This is a genomic window from Methylobacterium oryzisoli (assembly GCF_046557895.1).
Lineage (GTDB): Bacteria > Pseudomonadota > Alphaproteobacteria > Rhizobiales > Beijerinckiaceae > Methylobacterium > Methylobacterium oryzisoli.
The window spans coordinates 59,172-75,791 of the sequence record NZ_JBKIBX010000013.1 but is presented as its reverse complement, the minus strand read 5'-3'; the positions used below and the strand labels follow the sequence as shown (position 1 = coordinate 75,791).

General features: G+C 71.1%; 16 protein-coding genes and 1 pseudogene. 14 read left to right on the top strand and 3 right to left on the bottom strand.

What is annotated here, in order from left to right; all coding sequences use genetic code 11:
• The first annotated feature begins 12 nt into the window (after positions 1 to 12).
• The 7 genes from ACKUB9_RS14795 (at position 13) to ACKUB9_RS14765 (ending at position 4,589) form a co-directional block, all read left to right on the top strand.
• Positions 13 to 306, top strand: a complete 294-nt coding sequence (locus ACKUB9_RS14795) for a hypothetical protein (RefSeq protein ID WP_407524266.1) — start codon at positions 13 to 15, stop codon at positions 304 to 306.
• A 10-nt stretch (positions 307 to 316) separates the two neighbouring features.
• On the top strand, positions 317 to 481 hold the full coding sequence (locus ACKUB9_RS14790; protein ID WP_407524264.1) for a hypothetical protein: 165 nt from the start codon (positions 317 to 319) through the stop codon (positions 479 to 481).
• A 63-nt stretch (positions 482 to 544) separates the two neighbouring features.
• The gene (locus ACKUB9_RS14785) at positions 545 to 1,150 is read left to right on the top strand and encodes a sulfite oxidase-like oxidoreductase (protein WP_407524262.1); all 606 of its coding nucleotides are present in this window, start codon (positions 545 to 547) and stop codon (positions 1,148 to 1,150) included.
• A 1-nt stretch (position 1,151) separates the two neighbouring features.
• On the top strand, positions 1,152 to 1,856 hold the full coding sequence (locus ACKUB9_RS14780; RefSeq protein WP_407524260.1) for an FAD-binding oxidoreductase: 705 nt from the start codon (positions 1,152 to 1,154) through the stop codon (positions 1,854 to 1,856).
• Between the two features lie 109 nt (positions 1,857 to 1,965).
• Positions 1,966 to 3,321, top strand: a complete 1,356-nt coding sequence (locus tag ACKUB9_RS14775; protein WP_407524258.1) for an esterase-like activity of phytase family protein — start codon at positions 1,966 to 1,968, stop codon at positions 3,319 to 3,321.
• Between the two features lie 160 nt (positions 3,322 to 3,481).
• Entirely contained in the window at positions 3,482 to 4,225 is a 744-nt protein-coding gene (pyrF, locus tag ACKUB9_RS14770; protein WP_407524256.1) for an orotidine-5'-phosphate decarboxylase, read from the top strand.
• Positions 4,226 to 4,244: 19 nt separating this feature from the next.
• The gene (locus ACKUB9_RS14765) at positions 4,245 to 4,589 is read left to right on the top strand and encodes a DUF1330 domain-containing protein (protein ID WP_407524254.1); all 345 of its coding nucleotides are present in this window, start codon (positions 4,245 to 4,247) and stop codon (positions 4,587 to 4,589) included.
• 330 nt (positions 4,590 to 4,919) lie between these two features.
• On the opposite strand, the gene ACKUB9_RS14760 is transcribed toward ACKUB9_RS14765, so the two are convergent.
• From ACKUB9_RS14760 to ACKUB9_RS14750, 3 genes are all read right to left on the bottom strand, one after another.
• Entirely contained in the window at positions 4,920 to 6,728 is a 1,809-nt protein-coding gene (locus tag ACKUB9_RS14760; RefSeq protein WP_407524252.1) for an NADPH-dependent assimilatory sulfite reductase hemoprotein subunit, read from the bottom strand.
• A gap of 221 nt (positions 6,729 to 6,949) precedes the next feature.
• Positions 6,950 to 8,734, bottom strand: coding sequence for a diflavin oxidoreductase (locus tag ACKUB9_RS14755; RefSeq protein WP_407524250.1), 1,785 nt, complete (start codon positions 8,732 to 8,734; stop codon positions 6,950 to 6,952).
• 110 nt (positions 8,735 to 8,844) lie between these two features.
• A complete protein-coding gene (locus ACKUB9_RS14750) occupies positions 8,845 to 9,339 on the bottom strand; it encodes an Lrp/AsnC family transcriptional regulator (RefSeq protein ID WP_407524248.1) in 495 nt (164 codons plus the stop codon).
• Positions 9,340 to 9,604: 265 nt separating this feature from the next.
• On the opposite strand from ACKUB9_RS14750, the gene ACKUB9_RS14745 reads away from it, so the two are divergent.
• From ACKUB9_RS14745 to ACKUB9_RS14715, 7 genes and pseudogenes are all read left to right on the top strand, one after another.
• Positions 9,605 to 10,399, top strand: a complete 795-nt coding sequence (locus ACKUB9_RS14745) for a phosphoadenylyl-sulfate reductase (protein WP_407524246.1) — start codon at positions 9,605 to 9,607, stop codon at positions 10,397 to 10,399.
• Positions 10,396 to 11,331, top strand: coding sequence for a sulfate adenylyltransferase subunit CysD (cysD, locus tag ACKUB9_RS14740; RefSeq protein ID WP_407524244.1), 936 nt, complete (start codon positions 10,396 to 10,398; stop codon positions 11,329 to 11,331). Before ACKUB9_RS14745 ends, cysD begins: the two co-directional genes overlap by 4 nt.
• A pseudogene (gene cysN / locus ACKUB9_RS14735) lies at positions 11,331 to 12,734 on the top strand (sulfate adenylyltransferase subunit CysN); the annotation flags it as partial. The gene cysD and the pseudogene cysN, both read left to right, overlap by 1 nt.
• The gene (locus tag ACKUB9_RS14730; RefSeq protein ID WP_407524431.1) at positions 12,717 to 13,745 is read left to right on the top strand and encodes a sulfate ABC transporter substrate-binding protein; all 1,029 of its coding nucleotides are present in this window, start codon (positions 12,717 to 12,719) and stop codon (positions 13,743 to 13,745) included. The pseudogene cysN and the gene ACKUB9_RS14730, both read left to right, overlap by 18 nt.
• A complete protein-coding gene (cysT, locus tag ACKUB9_RS14725; RefSeq protein WP_407524242.1) occupies positions 13,742 to 14,620 on the top strand; it encodes a sulfate ABC transporter permease subunit CysT in 879 nt (292 codons plus the stop codon). The genes ACKUB9_RS14730 and cysT overlap by 4 nt, the downstream gene beginning before the upstream one ends.
• Complete coding sequence (gene cysW, locus ACKUB9_RS14720; RefSeq protein ID WP_407524240.1) at positions 14,613 to 15,485, top strand: sulfate ABC transporter permease subunit CysW; 873 nt, start codon at positions 14,613 to 14,615, stop codon at positions 15,483 to 15,485. Before cysT ends, cysW begins: the two co-directional genes overlap by 8 nt.
• Before the next feature lies 1 nt (position 15,486).
• Positions 15,487 to 16,620 (top strand): sulfate/molybdate ABC transporter ATP-binding protein, encoded by a 1,134-nt coding sequence (locus ACKUB9_RS14715; RefSeq protein WP_407524238.1) that lies wholly within the window; start codon positions 15,487 to 15,489, stop codon positions 16,618 to 16,620.

Sequence of the window (16,620 nt, the reverse complement as noted above, 5' to 3'; positions counted from 1 at the left end):
GGTGATCGAGTCATGACGCGCAAACCCGACGACGTGGTCGGCCGGCCCGGCGGTCCCGCGGCCGGCGACGGCCACCAGACCCCGCAGCAGGCGGCCATCACCGGCCAGGACGGCGGCGGCCGCGACGAGGCGAGCCGCGCGGGCGAGTGGTCCAAGGCCGGCACGCCCGGCCGCCCGCCGGCCTCTGTGGGCGGCAGTTCGGGTGGCCATTCCGACCAGAAGGCCGCTCAGGGTCCCCACGAGGACGAGAAGGTCGCGGGCGGCGAGTACCGGACCGAGAAAACCAAGGGCCGCGTGGATTGGTGAGGAGAGGCCGATGAGCCAGGAGAAGGAAAAGCCGGCCCGCACCGACCGCCCGGTCACGGCCGACGACCTCAAGGGCGTCGCCGCCGTTCCGCAGGACGGCGAGAAGGACGGCGATGCTTCGGGCGCCCATCCGGGCAAGAAGCAGGGTGACGAGGTCGACCCGGGCACGGGCTGACCGCACCCCCTCGACGGCTGCGCCCCTCTCCGCCATCTCCGTCGGGGACGCGAGGAGACACGCATGGCGACGCGAGGATTCACGGGGCGCCGGCCGCCGCAGCCGGTCGAGGAGCGGCTGCCGCCCGGCCAGTACCTGACCGAGGATTTCCCGGTCCTGCAGCTCGGGCCGACGCCGCGGATCGACCTCGCGCGCTGGAGCTTCACGCTCTCGCACGGCGCCAAGCCCCTGAAGCGCTGGACCTGGGCCGAGTTCGCGGCGCTGCCGCGCACCCGCTGGACGGGCGACATCCACTGCGTCACCAAGTGGTCGAAGTTCGACACCGCCTGGGAGGGCGTGTCGTTCGACGACATCCTGGCGGCGGCCGGCCTCGCGGCGCCCACGGACTTCCTGCTGGCCGAGGGCTACGACGATTACACCACCAACGTGCCGGTGGCCGACCTCGTGGGCGGCAAGGCCATGGTGGCGACCGCCTATGCGGGCGAGCCGATCCCGCCCGATCACGGTGGCCCCGCGCGGCTGCTCGTGCCGCACCTGTATTTCTGGAAGAGCGCCAAGTGGGTGAAGGGGCTTCGCTTCACCGCCAAGGACGAAGCCGGGTTCTGGGAGCTGCGCGGCTACCACATGTACGGCGACCCCTGGCGCGAGCAGCGGTTCTCGGACGACTGACGTGGCGCGCGGCTGGCAGGAGGCGGCGATCGTCGCCGTCGCGGCGGAGACGCCGCGGGTACGCCGCTTCACGCTGGCGCCCCGCCATCCCTTCGTTTTTCGGGCCGGCCAGCACGTGGACGTGCGCCTCACCGCGCCGGACGGCTATCAGGCCCAGCGCAGCTACTCGATCGGGTCGAGCCCGGAGGAGAGCGCCCGGTTCGACCTCCTGATCGAGCATCTCGACGACGGCGAGGTCTCGGGCTTCTTCGCCGAGGTGGCGGCGGCCGGCGACACGATCGAGTTGCGCGGCCCGATCGGCGCATTCACCTGGGAGGCGGGGCAGGGGGGACCGCTCCTCCTCGTGGGTGGCGGCTCGGGCGTCGTCCCGCTCCTGTCGATGCTGCGCCACCGCGCCCACGCCGCCCCGGGCGTGCCGGCGCTCCTCGTCTACTCCGCGCGGGTGCCGGAGGAGGTCATCGCCCGCGAGGAGTTGCTGCGGCGCGACGCCGAAGAACCGCCTTTCGGGCTGATGCTGAACCTCACCCGCGTCCCCGGCGGCCGTCGCCTCGACGCCGCGCGGATGGCGGAGGCGCTGGACCGGCTCGGAGCGCCTGCGCACTGCTTCGTCTGCGGCAGCAACCCGTTCGTGAGCGCCGCGACCGACCTCCTGGTCGATGCCGGGGTGCCGGCCGGCCGCATCCGCACCGAGCGCTTCGGCGGCTGAGCCGAGGCCCGGTTTCGCCGCGAGGGCAGCCGTGGAGAACGGCCGAGGCTGTCACCGGGGCGACATGCACCCGACCGAGAAGGGCGCGGTACGGTTCATGAGGACATCCATGCCGACCTGTCGCCTTCCGGTCATCGCCCTCCTGCTCGCCGCCTCCTCGGCGGCGGTCGCGCAACAGCAGCCCCAGACCTTCCCGGCGACCCTGGCCGGCCACGCGGTCCTCCCCGCGCAGACCTTCATCCCGGCGCCCGCCGACGCGCCCGCGGACCTGACGGTCTCCGGCAAGTTCACCACAGGCCGCCGCGTGGAGGCGCCCGGCACGGTCGAGGCGCAGTCGATGGGCCGGCCGACCTCGCTCAAGCTGCCGTTCCGGGGCCAGCCGCTCCAGGGCCATTCGGGCATCAAACGGCTGCCCGACGGCACCTTCTGGGTGCTGACCGACAACGGCTTCGGCGCCAAGGCCAATTCGCCGGACGCGATGCTCTATCTCGACCGCTACCGCATCGATTTCGACACGGGCGCCGTCGAGCGCCTCGACACCGTCTTCCTGCGCGATCCCGACAAGCGCGTGCCGTTCCGCATCGCCAACGAGGGCACCGAGGCGCGCTACCTCACGGGCAGCGACTTCGATCCGGAGAGCGTCCAGATCGTCGGCGACGACTTCTGGATCGGCGACGAGTTCGGCCCCTACCTGATCCAGGCCGACCGCACCGGCCGGATCGTGGCGGTAGTGGAGACCAGCGTCGGCGGCAAGCCGGCTCGCTCGCCCGACCACATGGCCGTGACCACGCCCGCGACCCCGACCGGGTCGGTGAGCTTCAACGTCCGGCGCTCCAAGGGCTTCGAGGGCATGGCGGCCTCGCCCGCCGGCCGCCGGCTCTACCCGCTGCTCGAAGGCCCGCTCTGGGACGCCGAGGCGAAGGATTGGGAGAAACGCGACGGCCGCGAGGTCCTGCGCATCCTCGAATTCGACGTGGCCTCGCGCAGCTGGACCGGACGGTTCTGGACCTATCCGCTGGAGGCGAACGGTCACGCCATCGGCGACTTCAACATGATCGACGCCACGACCGGCCTCGTCATCGAGCGCGACGACGGCGAGGGCACCGCCGACAAGGCCTGCCCGGAGGGCCAGAAGCGGCCCGACTGCTTCGCGATGCCGGCCCGCTTCAAGCGCGTGTTCAAGATCGAACTCACGGACGCCAACCAGGGCGGCCCGGTGCGCAAGATCGGGTCGATCGACCTGATGCGGATCGCCGACCCGGCCAAGCGGGCCCGCAAACCGCTCACGGACGGCGCGCTCGCCTTCCCGTTCTTCACGATCGAGAACGTCGAGGTGGTCGACGACCGGCACATCGTGGTCGGCAACGACAACAACCTGCCGTTCTCGGCCAGCCGCGAGCCGAACACCGTGGACGACAACGAGTTCGTGCTGCTCGAGGTCGGCGACTTCCTGAAGGCCAAGTAGAGGCCAAGCAGGGCGGGCCGCGGTCGGGGCCGGGCGGCATCCACGGACGATGCGGCCTGCCCGGCCTTGCCTCGGTTGCGCGACGGGGCGCCTTGGGCGATGACCGCCGGTGCCCCGCCGCGCCGGCCGTGTCGCGGGAGCGGCCATCCTGCGAGCGCCCATGCCCGACCCGCATCTGCCCGACCCGCATCTGCCCGACCCGATCGCCGTCCGCGACCGCCTGATCGTCGCCCTCGACATGGCGAGCACCGACGAGGCCGAGCGCCTGATCGAGCGCCTGGGCGATGCCGCCTCGTTCTACAAGATCGGCTATCGGCTCGGCTACGCGGGCGGGCTCGCGCTCGCCGAGCGGCTGGTGGCGGGCGGGGCGAAGGTCTTCCTCGACCTCAAGCTCCATGACATCGGCAACACCGTCGAGGAGGGCGTGCAGTCGCTGGCGCGGCTCGGCGCCCACCTGCTGACGGTCCACGCCTATCCGCAGACCATGCGGGCCGCCGTGCGGGGGCGCGATGCGGTGGCGGGCAGTGCGCTGCGCCTCCTCGCCGTGACGGTGCTCACCTCCTACGACGACGAGGACGCCCGGGAGGCGGGCTACGCGCTTCCCGTCGCCGACCTCGTGGCGGTCCGCACGCTGGCGGCGCGCGAGATCGGCATCGACGGCATCGTCTGTGCGGCCACCGAGGCCGCGCAGGTGCGCGACCTCGTCGGACCCGGCCGCCTCATCGTCACCCCGGGCATCCGCCCGGCCGGATCGGAGACCGGCGACCAGAAGCGCGTGGTGACGCCGGCCGCCGCGATCCGCGCCGGCGTCGATCACATCGTCGTCGGCCGCCCCATCACCGCCGCGGCCGACCCGCGCGGCGTGGCCCAGCGCATCGTCGCCGAGATGGCGGACGCGCTCTGATCGAGCAGGGAGGATGACCATGCCCAAGGGATACTGGATCGGCCGCGTCGACGTGACCAATCCCGACACCTACAAGAACTACGTGGCGGCGAACGGCGCCGCCTTCGCCAAGTTCGGCGGGCGCTTCCTCGTGCGCGGCGGGCCGTTCGAGGCGGTGAGCGGCAGCAGCCGTGCCCGCAACGTCGTGATCGAATTCCCGAGCCACGCGGATGCAATGGCCTGCTGGCACTCGCCCGAGTACCAAGCCGCCCGGGCCAAGCAGGAGGGCGGGGCCGAGATCGACCTCATCGTGATCGAGGGCTACGACGGCCCGCAGCCCACCACCTCCGCGCCGCCCCAGCCGGCGAACCCGGCCTCGGAGTAGGTCCGCATCTCGGAAAACACCTTCGCGGGCGGCAGACGGACGGGCGCGGACAGTGCGGGATCCCCTCTCCCGAGCGGGAGAGGGGTAGGGGTGAGGGTCCCGGGAGTGTGCCGCAGGAAGGCAGGACGGTATCGGCGACCAGCATTGAGGTTGGTTGCTGACTGAACCGCTCCGCTCCCCTCACTACGCCCCGTGTCTCACTGCGGCTCCCTCCCGGGACCCTCATCCCTGCCCTTCTCCCGCACGGGAGAAGGGTTCCCCGCGCATTGTGGGACGCGTGGCGATCTGATTCGGGTGCCCCGGGGAGCCCAAGCCGGCGCCGTCCGACGATTACGCCACCGCCTGCAGCGGACCGGTCCGGTCGTGAAAATCCGGGCCGTTGATGGTCTTCGCCACGTAGCCGGCGCGGATCACGAAGTCGCCGAAGCGCTCGCCCGGCTGCCGGTCCCGCCCGTAGGCCGCGAAGAGCGGATCGAGCGTGGCGCGGATCTCGCCGGCCGTGACGTCCTCGGAGTAGAGCTTCGAGAGCCGCGACCCGTCGAAGGCCGCGCCGAGGTAGAGGTTGTAGCGCTCCGGCCCCCGCCCCACGAGGCCGATCTCGGCGATGAAGGGCCGCGCGCAGCCGTTCGGGCAGCCGGTCATCCGGATGGTGATGTCCTCCTCGGCGAGGCCGTGCGCCGCGAGGCTCTCCTCCAACTCGGTGACGAGGTCGGGCAGGTAGCGCTCGCTCTCGGCCAGCGCGAGGCCGCAGGTCGGCAGCGCCACGCAGGCGAGGCTGTTGCGCCGCAGGGCGCCCGCCCCGGTGGTGAGGCCGTATTCCTCGACCAGCGCGTCGATCTCCGGCTTCCGGTCGGCCGGGACGTTGGCGATGATGACGTTCTGATTGCCGGTGAGGCGGAAGTCGCCCTGGTGCACCTCGGCGATCCGGCGCAGGCCCGACAGGTAGCGCGGCCCGCCCTCGTTGTCGCGGATGCGGCCGGAGGGCACGTAGAGGGTGAGGTGGTGGCGCCCGTCCTCGCCCGCGACCCAGCCGTAGCGGTCGCCGTTCGACTCGAACCGGAAGGGCTTGGGATCCTGCAGCGGCTTGCCGACGCGCCGCTCGACCTCGGCCCGGAAGGCGGCGAGGCCGTAGCGCTCGATCGTGTACTTGAGGCGGGCGTTCTTGCGCACCTTGCGGTTGCCCCAGTCGCGCTGGACGGTCATCACCGCCTCCGCGACCTTGAGGGCGTCCTGCGGCTCGCAGAACAGCATCACGTCGGCGGTGCGCGGGAAGGTGTCGGTCTCGCCGTGGGTCATGCCCATGCCGCCGCCGACCGTGACGTTCCAGCCCTTGAGCTTGTTCTTCTTGTCGAGGATCGCGATGAAGCCGAGGTCGTGGGCGAAGATGTCGACCTCGTTGGAGGGCGGCACCGCGACCACGGTCTTGAACTTCCGCGGCAGGTAGGTCTTGCCGTAGATCGGCTCCACCGCCTCGTCCTCGCCGCCCACCACGCGCTCGCCGTCGAGCCAGATCTCGCGCCACGCATTGGTCTTGGGCAGCAGCGAATCCGAGATGTCCTTGGCCAGCGCGTAGGCGGCCTTGTGCGCGCCGGTCTGGGCCGGGTTGGTCGCCGCCATCACGTTGCGGTTGACGTCGCCGCAGGCCGCGATGGTGTCGAGCAGCGCCGCATCGATCGCCGCCATCGTGCGCTTCAGGTTCGACTTGATGACGCCGTGATACTGGAAGGTCTGGCGCGTCGTCGCCCGCAGCGAGCCGTTGGCGTAGGTGCGCGCGATGTCGTCGAGGACCAGCCACTGCTGGGGCGTCACCACCCCGCCCGCGATGCGCAGGCGGATCATGAAGGAGAAAGCCTTCTCCAGCTTCTTCTTGGTGCGCTCCGCCCGCAGGTCGCGGTCGTCCTGCAGGTACATCCCGTGGAACTTCACGAGCTGCCCGTCATCGTCGGAGATCGCGCCGGTGGCGTGCTTGAGCAGGCCGTCCGCCAGCGTGCCGCGCAGGTAGCCGCTGGCGATCTTGATATGCTCGTTGGCCGACAGCGCCGCGGCGCGGGCCGCCTCGGCATCCGTGATCGGACCCTCGGCCGGCGGTGTCTCGTAGCTGCGCTCGCGGGGCGGAGCGGGAGTCTTGTGGTCGTCCATGGCGGTGATCCGTGCCAGGCGCGAAACCCCTCTCCCGGATGGGAGAGGGGCAGGGGTGAGGGTGGCTCGCCTTCAGGGTATGGCTTGAGGCGTCGAGCCGGTGAGGGGGACGGGGCAGCCTTCGTGTGGCGCCGTCTCCACCCTCATGTGGGATCTTCGATCCCCCTGCCCCTCTCCCATCCGGGAGAGGGGATCCCGCGATCATCGTGGGAAAGAGAGTCTCAGTAAACGTCCTGCTGGTAGCGCTTGGCGCGCTCCAGCCCCGCCACCGCCGCCTCGGCGGCCTCCGGCGAGAGGGCCTTCACCTCGGCGTAGGCCCGCACCAGGGCGGCCCGGACGTCCTTGGCCATCGCCTTGGCGTCCCCGCAGACGTAGAAGTGGGCGCCGTTCTCCAGCCACTCCACCACCTCGCGGCGCTGCGCGTAGAGGCGGTCCTGCACGTAGATCTTTTCGGGCTGGTCGCGCGAGAAGGCGACGTCGATGCGGTGGAGCGAGCGGTCCTCCAGGGCGTCCTGCCATTCGAGCTGGTACAGGAAGTCGTGGGTGAAGTGCCGGTCGCCGAAGAACAGCCAGTTGCGGCCCGGAGCTTCCGCGGCGCGGCGCTCCTGCACGAAGGCCCGGAAGGGCGCGACGCCGGTGCCGGGCCCCACCATGATGATGTCGGTCGAGGGATCGGCCGGCAGGCGGAAGTGCTTGTTGGGCTTCACCCGCACCTTCAGCTTGGCACCGGTGCGGATGCGGTCGGCCACGTGGACCGACGCGACGCCGGTGCGCGCGCGGCCGTGGGTGGCGTAGCGCACCGCCGCGATGGTGAGGTGCGCCTCGTCCCCCACCTCCTTGCGCGAGGAGGCGATGGAATAGGCTCGCGGCGGCAGCGGCCGGGTGATCTCGGTGAGATGCGCGGCCGTGAGCTTGGCCGGATAGGTCTGGATCAGGTCGATGAGGTGGCGGCCCTCGATCCAGGCCCGGGCCTCGCCGCTGTCGAGGAGCCGGCGCGCCTCTGCGTGGCCGGTCGCCTTCACGAAGCGCTCGATCGTGGCCGCGGACAGGGTGGTGATGTCCCGCTCGGCCAGCAGCGCCTGCCGGAGGGCCGCGTCGCCCGCGAGGTCGGCTGCCTTCAGGATCTCGTCGACCAGCGCCGGATCGTTCTCCGGGTAGAGTTCGAGCGAGTCGCCGGGCTCGTAAGGAGGCGCTCCGTCCTCGAAGGCGAGCGCGAGGTGGATCGTCTCCTTGTCGGAGCGCGAAGAATTCAGGTTGACGTGCTCGATCACCTCGACGGTGACGGGCGCGCGGCTGACCTCGGCCTCCTCGGCCTCAGCCCCGGCCGCGCGGGCGAAATCCACCGCCACGACGTTGCCGGCGGGCTCGGCCGGCGCCAGCGCCTTGAGCGCGTCCTTGATCCAGGCAGCGGCCGGCTTGTCGAAGTCGAGGTCGCAATCGACCCGGTCGAGCACGCGCTTGGCGCCCAGCGCCTCGAAGCGCGCGTCGAGATGTTTTCCGATCGCGCAGAATTCCGCGTAGGAGGTGTCCCCGAGCGCCAGCACGCCGAACTCGACGCCGTCGAGCCGCGGCGCACCCTCGCCCATCAGTTCCCCGTAGGCGCGCACCGCGCGGGCCGGCGGCTCGCCCTCGCCCCAGGTCGCCGCCACCACGAGGACGCGCTTCTCCTTCGGCAGCACGGCGAGGTCGAGGTCGGCGAAATCGACCACCTTCGGCTTGAAGCCGGTCTTGCGCGCCTGCTTGGCGATGTCGCCCGCGAGCTTTTCCGAGTTGCCCGATTCGCTCGCGAACAGGATCGTCAGCGGTTCGGCCGCCCGCGGCGGCGCGGCGGCCTGGGGCTGCTCGACCGCGGGCGCGCCGGTGCCGGCGGCGGCGTCGAGGCCGGCCAGGAAGCCCGCCAGCCATGCGCGCTGGATCGGGGTCGCCGCACCGAGGGCGGCGTCGAGATGGGCCCGCTCGGCATCGCCGAAAGGGGCCGTGCGGGGGAGCAGGGCGGGACGGGACATGGCACGCTTCATGTGTGATGCGGAGGGCCGCGAGTCAATGAGAATGTTCTGTTTAAAGAACGGCCCGGGAGGAGAGCAACGCTATCGCCATGTCGCGCTGCGGGAGAATTTTATTTTCCGTTCGCCGCGACCAGCACCGGCGTGAAGGGGGCGGTGGGCAGCGGCAGCGCCGTGGTGCTCTTCACCTTCTCCATCGCGAACCGGGAGGTGACGTTCTTGAGCGGCAGGGACTCGATCAGGCGCTTGTAGAAGGCGTCGTAGGCCTGCATGTCGGAGACGACGACCCGCAGCATGTAGTCGACGTCGCCGGCCATCCGGTAGAATTCGAGCACCTCCGGCATGGCCGCCACGGCCGAGGCGAAGCGGTCCAGCCACTCGCGCGAGTGATCGCTGGTCTCCACCGACACGAACACGGTGAGGCCGAGGCCGAGCTTCACGGGGTCGAGCACGGCCACCCGCCGGTCGATCACCCCGTCGGCCTCCAGGCGCTGGATGCGCTTCCAGCAGGGCGTCTGCGACAGCCCGACGCGCTCGCCGATCTGCGCGATGGACAGGGTGGCGTCCTGCTGCAGCAGGGCCAGAATCTTCAGATCGATGGCATCCAACGGTTAATCTCCGGACTGGGTAGATGGTTTTCCGGCTGTGAAGGCCCATCCATAGAAGAACCTTCTCTCTCGGGTGACGTCCAGTCGTATCGGTGGACCAATGGGTGCCCCGAAACGACGTTGCGGCGCGGCATTTCCTTCACCGCACAAGGCTGCCGTGCCTTGACACCGTTCGGTATAGCGAACACTTACCGGGTCGGACAAGCATCGTTCCCCATCGTCATCGCTCTTCGGGCTCGCCCCCGGGTCCATCAGGCACAGGTCCATGACGCAGTCTCTCGAACGCGCGGCGCAGGAGCTCGCTTCGGCGCTGGCTCCCCTCGACGTCGCGGCGCGCCTCGCTCTCATCGACCGCACGGTCGCCGGCCGGCTGGTGTTCACCACCAGCTTCGGCCTGGAGGATCAGGCCCTGACGCACCACCTGCGCATGGCCAAGTCGCGGGCCGAGATCGTCACCCTCGACACCGGCCGGCTCTTCCCAGAGACCTACGACGTCTGGGCCGAGACCGAGGCGGCCTACGGCTTCCGCATCCGCGCCTACGTGCCCGACCGCGAGGCCGAGGAGCGCTTCGTGGCGGAATCCGGCATCAACGGGTTCCGGCACTCGGTGGAGGCCCGCCAGGCCTGCTGCGGCTTCCGCAAGGTGGTGCCGCTCGGCCGTGCCCTCGACGGGGCGGCGGCCTGGATCACCGGCCTGAGGGCGGGGCAGTCGGCGAACCGCGCGGCGACGCCGCTCGCCGAGGCCGATGCCGCCCGCGGCCTCATCAAGATCAACCCCCTGGCGGACTGGTCGCGCGAGGACGTGGCCCGGACCGTCCACGACAACTTCGTTCCCTACAACGTCCTGCACGACCGCGGCTTCCCGTCGATCGGCTGCGCCCCCTGCACGCGCGCCGTGAAGGTGGGCGAGCCGGAGCGGGCCGGGCGCTGGTGGTGGGAGCAGGCCTCCAAGAAGGAGTGCGGCCTGCATGTGGCCGGCGCGCCGGGGGCCTCCGCCACCGGCCCGGCGCAATCGGCCGGCAATGTGTCGCAATCGTTCAATCCGGAGTTGGCCGCATGAGCGCCGCCCTGAAGTCCATCGCTGAGGCCGCGCCGCGCCTGACCCACCTGCAGCGGCTGGAGGCGGAGAGCATCCACATCATGCGGGAGACGGTCGCCGAGACCGAGAACCCGGTGATGCTCTACTCCATCGGCAAGGATTCCTCGGTTCTCCTGCACCTCGCCCTCAAGGCCTTCGCGCCCGGACGGCTGCCGTTCCCGCTGCTGCACGTCGACACGACGTGGAAGTTCCGGGACATGATCGCCTTCCGCGACCAGCGGGTGAAGGAGCTCGGCCTCGACCTCATCGTCCACACCAACCCGGACGGGCTCGCCCGCGGCATCGGGCCGATCAGCCACGGCTCCGAGGTCCACACGGACGTGATGAAGACGCAGGCGCTGCGCCAGGCCCTCGACCGGCACAAGTTCGACGCGGCCTTCGGCGGCGCGCGGCGCGACGAGGAGGCCTCGCGCGCCAAGGAGCGCATCGTCAGCTTGCGCACCGCCCAGCACCGCTGGGATCCCAAGCGCCAGCGCGCCGAGCCGTGGCACCTCTACAACCTGCGCAAGAAGCGGGGCGAGTCGCTGCGCGTCTTCCCGCTGTCGAACTGGACCGAGCTCGATATCTGGCTCTACATCGAGCAGGAGAAGATCCCGATCGTGCCGCTCTACTACGCGGCCGAGCGCCCCGTGGTGCGGCGCGACGGGCAGCTCATCATGGTGGACGACGCGCGGTTGCCGCTGGAGCCCGGCGAGACGCCGGAGATGCGGACGGTCCGGTTCCGGACCCTGGGCTGCTACCCGCTGACCGGCGCGGTCGAGAGCCGGGCCGCGACGCTGCCCGAGATCATCGGCGAGACCCTGGCGGCGCGCACCTCCGAGCGCCAGGGCCGGGTCATCGACAAGGACGGGGCCGGCGCGATGGAGCGCAAGAAGCAGGAAGGCTACTTCTGATGACGGTGCATCAGTCCACCCGCGCGTTCGGCTACGAGGCGTTCCTCGCGGTCCACCAGCGCAAGGAGGTGTTGCGCTTCATCGCCTGCGGCTCGGTCGACGACGGCAAGTCGACGCTGATCGGGCGCCTGCTGCACGACACCAAGCAGATCTTCGACGATCAGGTGAGCGCGCTGGAGCGCGATTCGCGTCGCCACGGCACGCGCGGGGCCGAGATCGACCTCGCGCTCCTCGTGGACGGCCTGCAGGCCGAGCGCGAGCAGGGCATCACCATCGACGTCGCCTACCGGTTCTTCTCGACCGAGCGGCGCTCGTTCATCGTCGCCGACACCCCCGGCCACGAGCAGTACACCCGCAACATGGCGACGGGCGCCTCGACGGCGGACGTCGCGGTGCTGCTGGTCGATGCCCGCAAGGGCCTCAGTCGCCAGACCCGGCGCCACGCGCTGCTCGTCTCGATGCTCGGCATCCGGCGCGTGCTGCTCGCCGTCAACAAGATGGACCTGATCGGCTGGTCGCAGGATCGGTTCGAGGCGATTTCTGCCGCGTTCTCGGACTTCGCGGCGCCGCTCGGCTTCACCGATGTCACGGCGATCCCGCTCTCGGCGGCGAACGGCGACAACGTCGTGCTGCCCGGCGCGGCCGCGCCCTGGTACGCCGGCCCGCCGCTGCTGCAATACCTCGAAGAGGTGCCCGCCCATGTCGAGGAGGAGGTCGCGCCCTTCCGCATGGCGGTGCAGTGGGTGAACCGGCCGAACCCGGATTTCCGCGGCTTCTCGGGGCTGATCGCCTCCGGGCGCGTGGCGCCGGGGGATGCCGTGACGGTGCTGCCGTCCGGCCGCTCCTCCACCATCGCGCGCATCGTCACGGCGGACGGCGACCTCGACGCTGCGATCGCCGGCCAGTCGGTGACGCTGGTGCTCGCCGACGAGATCGACGCCTCCCGCGGCAGCGTGATCGCGGCGGCCGGCGCACCGCCGCGCGTGACCGAGCGGCTCGACGTGCGCCTGTTCTGGGTGCGCGAGGGCGACCTCACCCCCGGTGCGACGCTGCTCGCCAAGGTCGGCACCGTGACGGCGAACGCGGTGGTCGAGAGCATCCGCTCCCGCATCGACCCCGAGACCGGGCAGTCGGAGGCGGTCGACCGCCTCGCCGTCAACGACATCGGCGAGGTGACGCTGAGCCTCGACCGGGCCGTCGCGGTCGATTCCTACCGCGAGAATCGCGACACCGGCAGCCTGATCCTGATCGACCGGGAGACCACCGACACCGCGGCCCTCGGCCTGGTCCAGGCGCCGGCAGAGGCGCCCGCGAAAACCTCCGGCCCTCCGGGGACCGCGGCGGCGACGCAGGTTGAGCCGACGCGCGGCGGCCTGTTCGCGGGCCTGCGCCGGCTCTTTGGCGCGAAGAGCCTCGCGCTCCTCGCCGGGGCGGCGCTGCTGGCCGGAGCGGCGCCGTCGCCGGTCCAGGCCCAGAAGGTCCTGCTCAACGTGTCGTACGATCCGACGCGCGAACTCTACCGGGCGATCGACGCCGCCTTCGCGGCCGAGTGGAAGCAGAAGGCCGGCGAGACCCTGACGGTGCGGGCCTCGCACGGCGGCTCGGGCGCGCAGGCCCGCGCGGTGATCGACGGGCTGCCCGCCGACGTCGTGACCCTGGCGCTGGCCAGCGACATCGACGCCATCGCCGCCCGTTCCAAGAAGATCCCGGCCGACTGGCAAAAACGCCTGCCGTACAACTCGACGCCCTACACCTCGACCATCGTCTTCCTGGTGCGCAAGGGGAACCCCAAATCCATCAAGGACTGGGACGACCTCGTGAAGCCGGGCATCCAGGTCATCACCCCCAATCCCAAGACCTCGGGCGGCGCGCGCTGGAACTACCTCGCCGCCTACGCGCACGGCCTCGCGCAGAACGGCAACGACGACGAGAAGGCGCGCGCCTTCGTGGCCGCCCTGTTCAAGAACGTGCCGGTGCTCGATACCGGCGCCCGCGGCGCCACCACCACCTTCGTGCAGCGCGGCATCGGCGACGTGCTGATCGCCTGGGAGAACGAGGCCTTCCTGGCCGACGAAGAATTCGGCAAGGGCAAGTTCGACATCGTCGTGCCCTCGCTCTCGATCCTGGCCGAGCCGCCCGTGGCCCTCGTCGACGCCAACGTCGACCAGAAGGGCACCCGCGCGGCGGCCGAGGCCTACCTGCAGTTCCTCTACACGCCGCGCGCGCAGGCGATCATCGCCAAGCACTTCTACCGCCCGCGCGACGAATCGGCCGCCGCCAAGGAGGACCTCGCGCGCTTCCCGAAGCTGAAGCTCGTCACCATCGACGGCGAGTTCGGCGGCTGGGCCAAGGCGCAGAAGACGCATTTCGACGACGGCGGCGTCTTCGACTCGATCCTGAAGGCGCGCCAATGAGTGGGGCCGCGGCCCTCGGCCTGCCGGGCCGGGCCGCCTCGCGCCGGCCCTTCCGCCGGCCGAGCGCGATGCCGGGCTTCCGCCTCACCTTCGGCTTCGCCGTCACCTACCTCAGCCTCATCGTCCTGATCCCGCTCGCGGTGCTGCTCCTGCGCGCCTCGACGCTCGGGCCGACCGGCCTGTGGGAGGTCGTGACCGACAGCCGCAACCTCGCGGCGCTCAAGACCTCCTTCGGCCTGTCGCTCGCGGCGGCGGCCATCGACGCGGTGTTCGGCCTGCTGATCGCCTGGGTGCTCACCCGCTACCGCTTCCCCGGGCGGCGGGTGATCGACGCGCTCGTCGACCTGCCCTTCGCCCTGCCGACCGCGGTGGCGGGCATCTGCCTCGCCACCCTGTACTCGGGGAACGGCTGGCTCGGCGCGCCGCTGGAGGCGCTCGGCCTCAAGGTCGCCTACACGCCGCTCGGCATCCTGGTGGCGCTGGTCTTCGTCGGCCTGCCGTTCAGCGTGCGCACCGTGCAGCCCCTCATCGCCGAGATTGACCGGTCGAGCGAGGAGGCGGCCGCGATCCTCGGCGCCTCCCGCGCGCGGGCGCTCGCCACCGTCATCCTGCCCCCGCTCATCCCGGCGGTGCTCACCGGCTTCGCCCTCGCCTTCGCGCGCGCGGTCGGCGAGTACGGCTCGGTGATCTTCGTGGCCGGCAACCTGCCCTACGTCTCCGAGATCGCGCCGCTCCTGATCGTGATCAAGCTGGAAGAATTCAACTACACGGGCGCCACCGCCATCGCGGCCGTGATGCTGCTGATGTCCTTCGGCGCATTGCTCGCGATCAACCTGATCCAAGACTTCAGCCGCCGCAGGTTCGGCCATGTCTAGCCCGGCCCTGCCCAGCCCCGCCGCGCCGCACGCCGCCCTCACCGAGACGAAGGGCGTGCGCATCCTGCTGATCGCCACCGCGATCGGCTTCCTGGCGCTCTTCCTGCTGCTGCCGCTCGCGGTGGTGTTCGCGGAGGCCCTGAGCAAGGGCCTCGGCAACTACCTCGCGACCTTCGCGGAGCCCGACGCCCAGGCGGCCATCCGCCTGACGCTGCTCGTGGCGCTGATCTCGGTGCCGCTGAACGTGGTCTTCGGCATCGCGGCCTCCTGGGCCATCGCCAAGTTCGACTTCCGCGGCCGCAACCTCCTCATCACGCTGATCGACCTGCCCTTCTCGGTCTCGCCGGTGGTGGCCGGGCTGATCTACGTGCTGATCTTCGGCTCGCAGGGCGTGCTCGGGCCGTTCCTGCAGCGCCACGGCATCGAGATCATCTTCGCGGTGCCGGGCATCGTGCTGGCGACGGTGTTCGTCACCTTCCCGTTCGTGGCGCGCGAGTTGATCCCCTTGATGCAGGATCAGGGCACCACGGACGAGGAGGCCGCGTTAACCCTCGGGGCGAGCCCCTGGCGGGTCTTCCTCACTGTGACGCTGCCCAACATCAAGTGGGCGCTGCTGTACGGCGTACTCCTGTGTAACGCCCGGGCGATGGGCGAGTTCGGCGCTGTCTCCGTGGTCTCGGGCCGGATCCGGGGCCTCACCAACACCATGCCGCTCCACGTCGAGATTTTGTACAATGAATACAACTACGTCGCGGCTTTCGGGATGGCCTCTCTCCTGGCTCTCCTGGCCCTCGTCACCCTGGCGGGCAAGACCTTCCTCGAATGGCGCCACGCCGACGCCCTCGCCGGGCGGGGTGCGCACTGAGATGGTGGCGGGCTTCGCTCCCTCGAACGCCATCGTGGCCGCCCGCGGGCGCGCGGAGGCCGAGCCGGTCGCCGCCCGCACGGTGCGCAGCGCCGGCACGGAGGTGCGCGTCGACGGCATCGTCAAGACCTTCAGCGGCGACGGGCCGGCGGCGCTGGAGGGCGTGAGCCTCGCCATCGCGCCGGGCGAGCTGCTGGCGCTGCTCGGCCCCTCGGGCTCGGGCAAGACCACGCTCCTGCGCGTGATCGCCGGCCTCGAGATCCCGGATGCGGGCCGCGTCTTCTTCGGGGCCACCGACACCACCGACGTGCCGGTGCAGCGCCGCGGCGTCGGCTTCGTCTTCCAGCACTACGCGCTCTTCCGCCACCTCACGGTGTTCGAGAACATCGCCTACGGCCTGCGCTCGCGCGAGCGCAGCCGCCGTCCGGGCGAGGCCGAGATCCGGCGCCGCGTCGGGCAGCTCCTCGACCTCGTGCAGCTGCCGACCCTCGCCTCGCGCTATCCGGGGCAGCTCTCGGGCGGCCAGCGCCAGCGCGTGGCGCTCGCCCGGGCGCTCGCCGTCGAGCCCTCGGTGCTCCTCCTCGACGAGCCCTTCGGGGCGCTCGACGCCCAGGTGCGCAAGGACCTGCGCCGCTGGCTGCGCGAGATCCACCGCGAGACCGGTCAGACCACCGTCTTCGTCACCCACGACCAGGACGAGGCGCTCGAACTCGCCGACCGGATCGCGATCCTCAACCGCGGGCGCATCGAGCAGGTGGGCGCCCCCCACGAGGTCCAGGACGATCCCGCCTCGCGCTTCGTGATGTCCTTCGTCGGCGAGACTGCGCGGGTGGCCGCCGACATCGCGGACGGCCAGGTCTGGATCGATGGCCGCGCGGCCCTGCGCGCCCGCGAGGACTGGCCCGCGGGGCCGGTCGACCTCTGCCTGCGGCCCTGGCACCTGACGGTGGGCGGGGACGACGCCGCGCTGCTCGGCACGGTGCGCGAGTGGCGCCGCACCGCCCGCGGCACCGTGGCGGAGATCCTGCTCGACGGCTCGGACGTCCCCGTCGAGGTCAAGGTCACGGACGTGCACCGCAAGGGCGACCGCCTCGCCCTGCAGGCGAGCGAGGCCCGGGTTTTTCCGCGCGGCTGA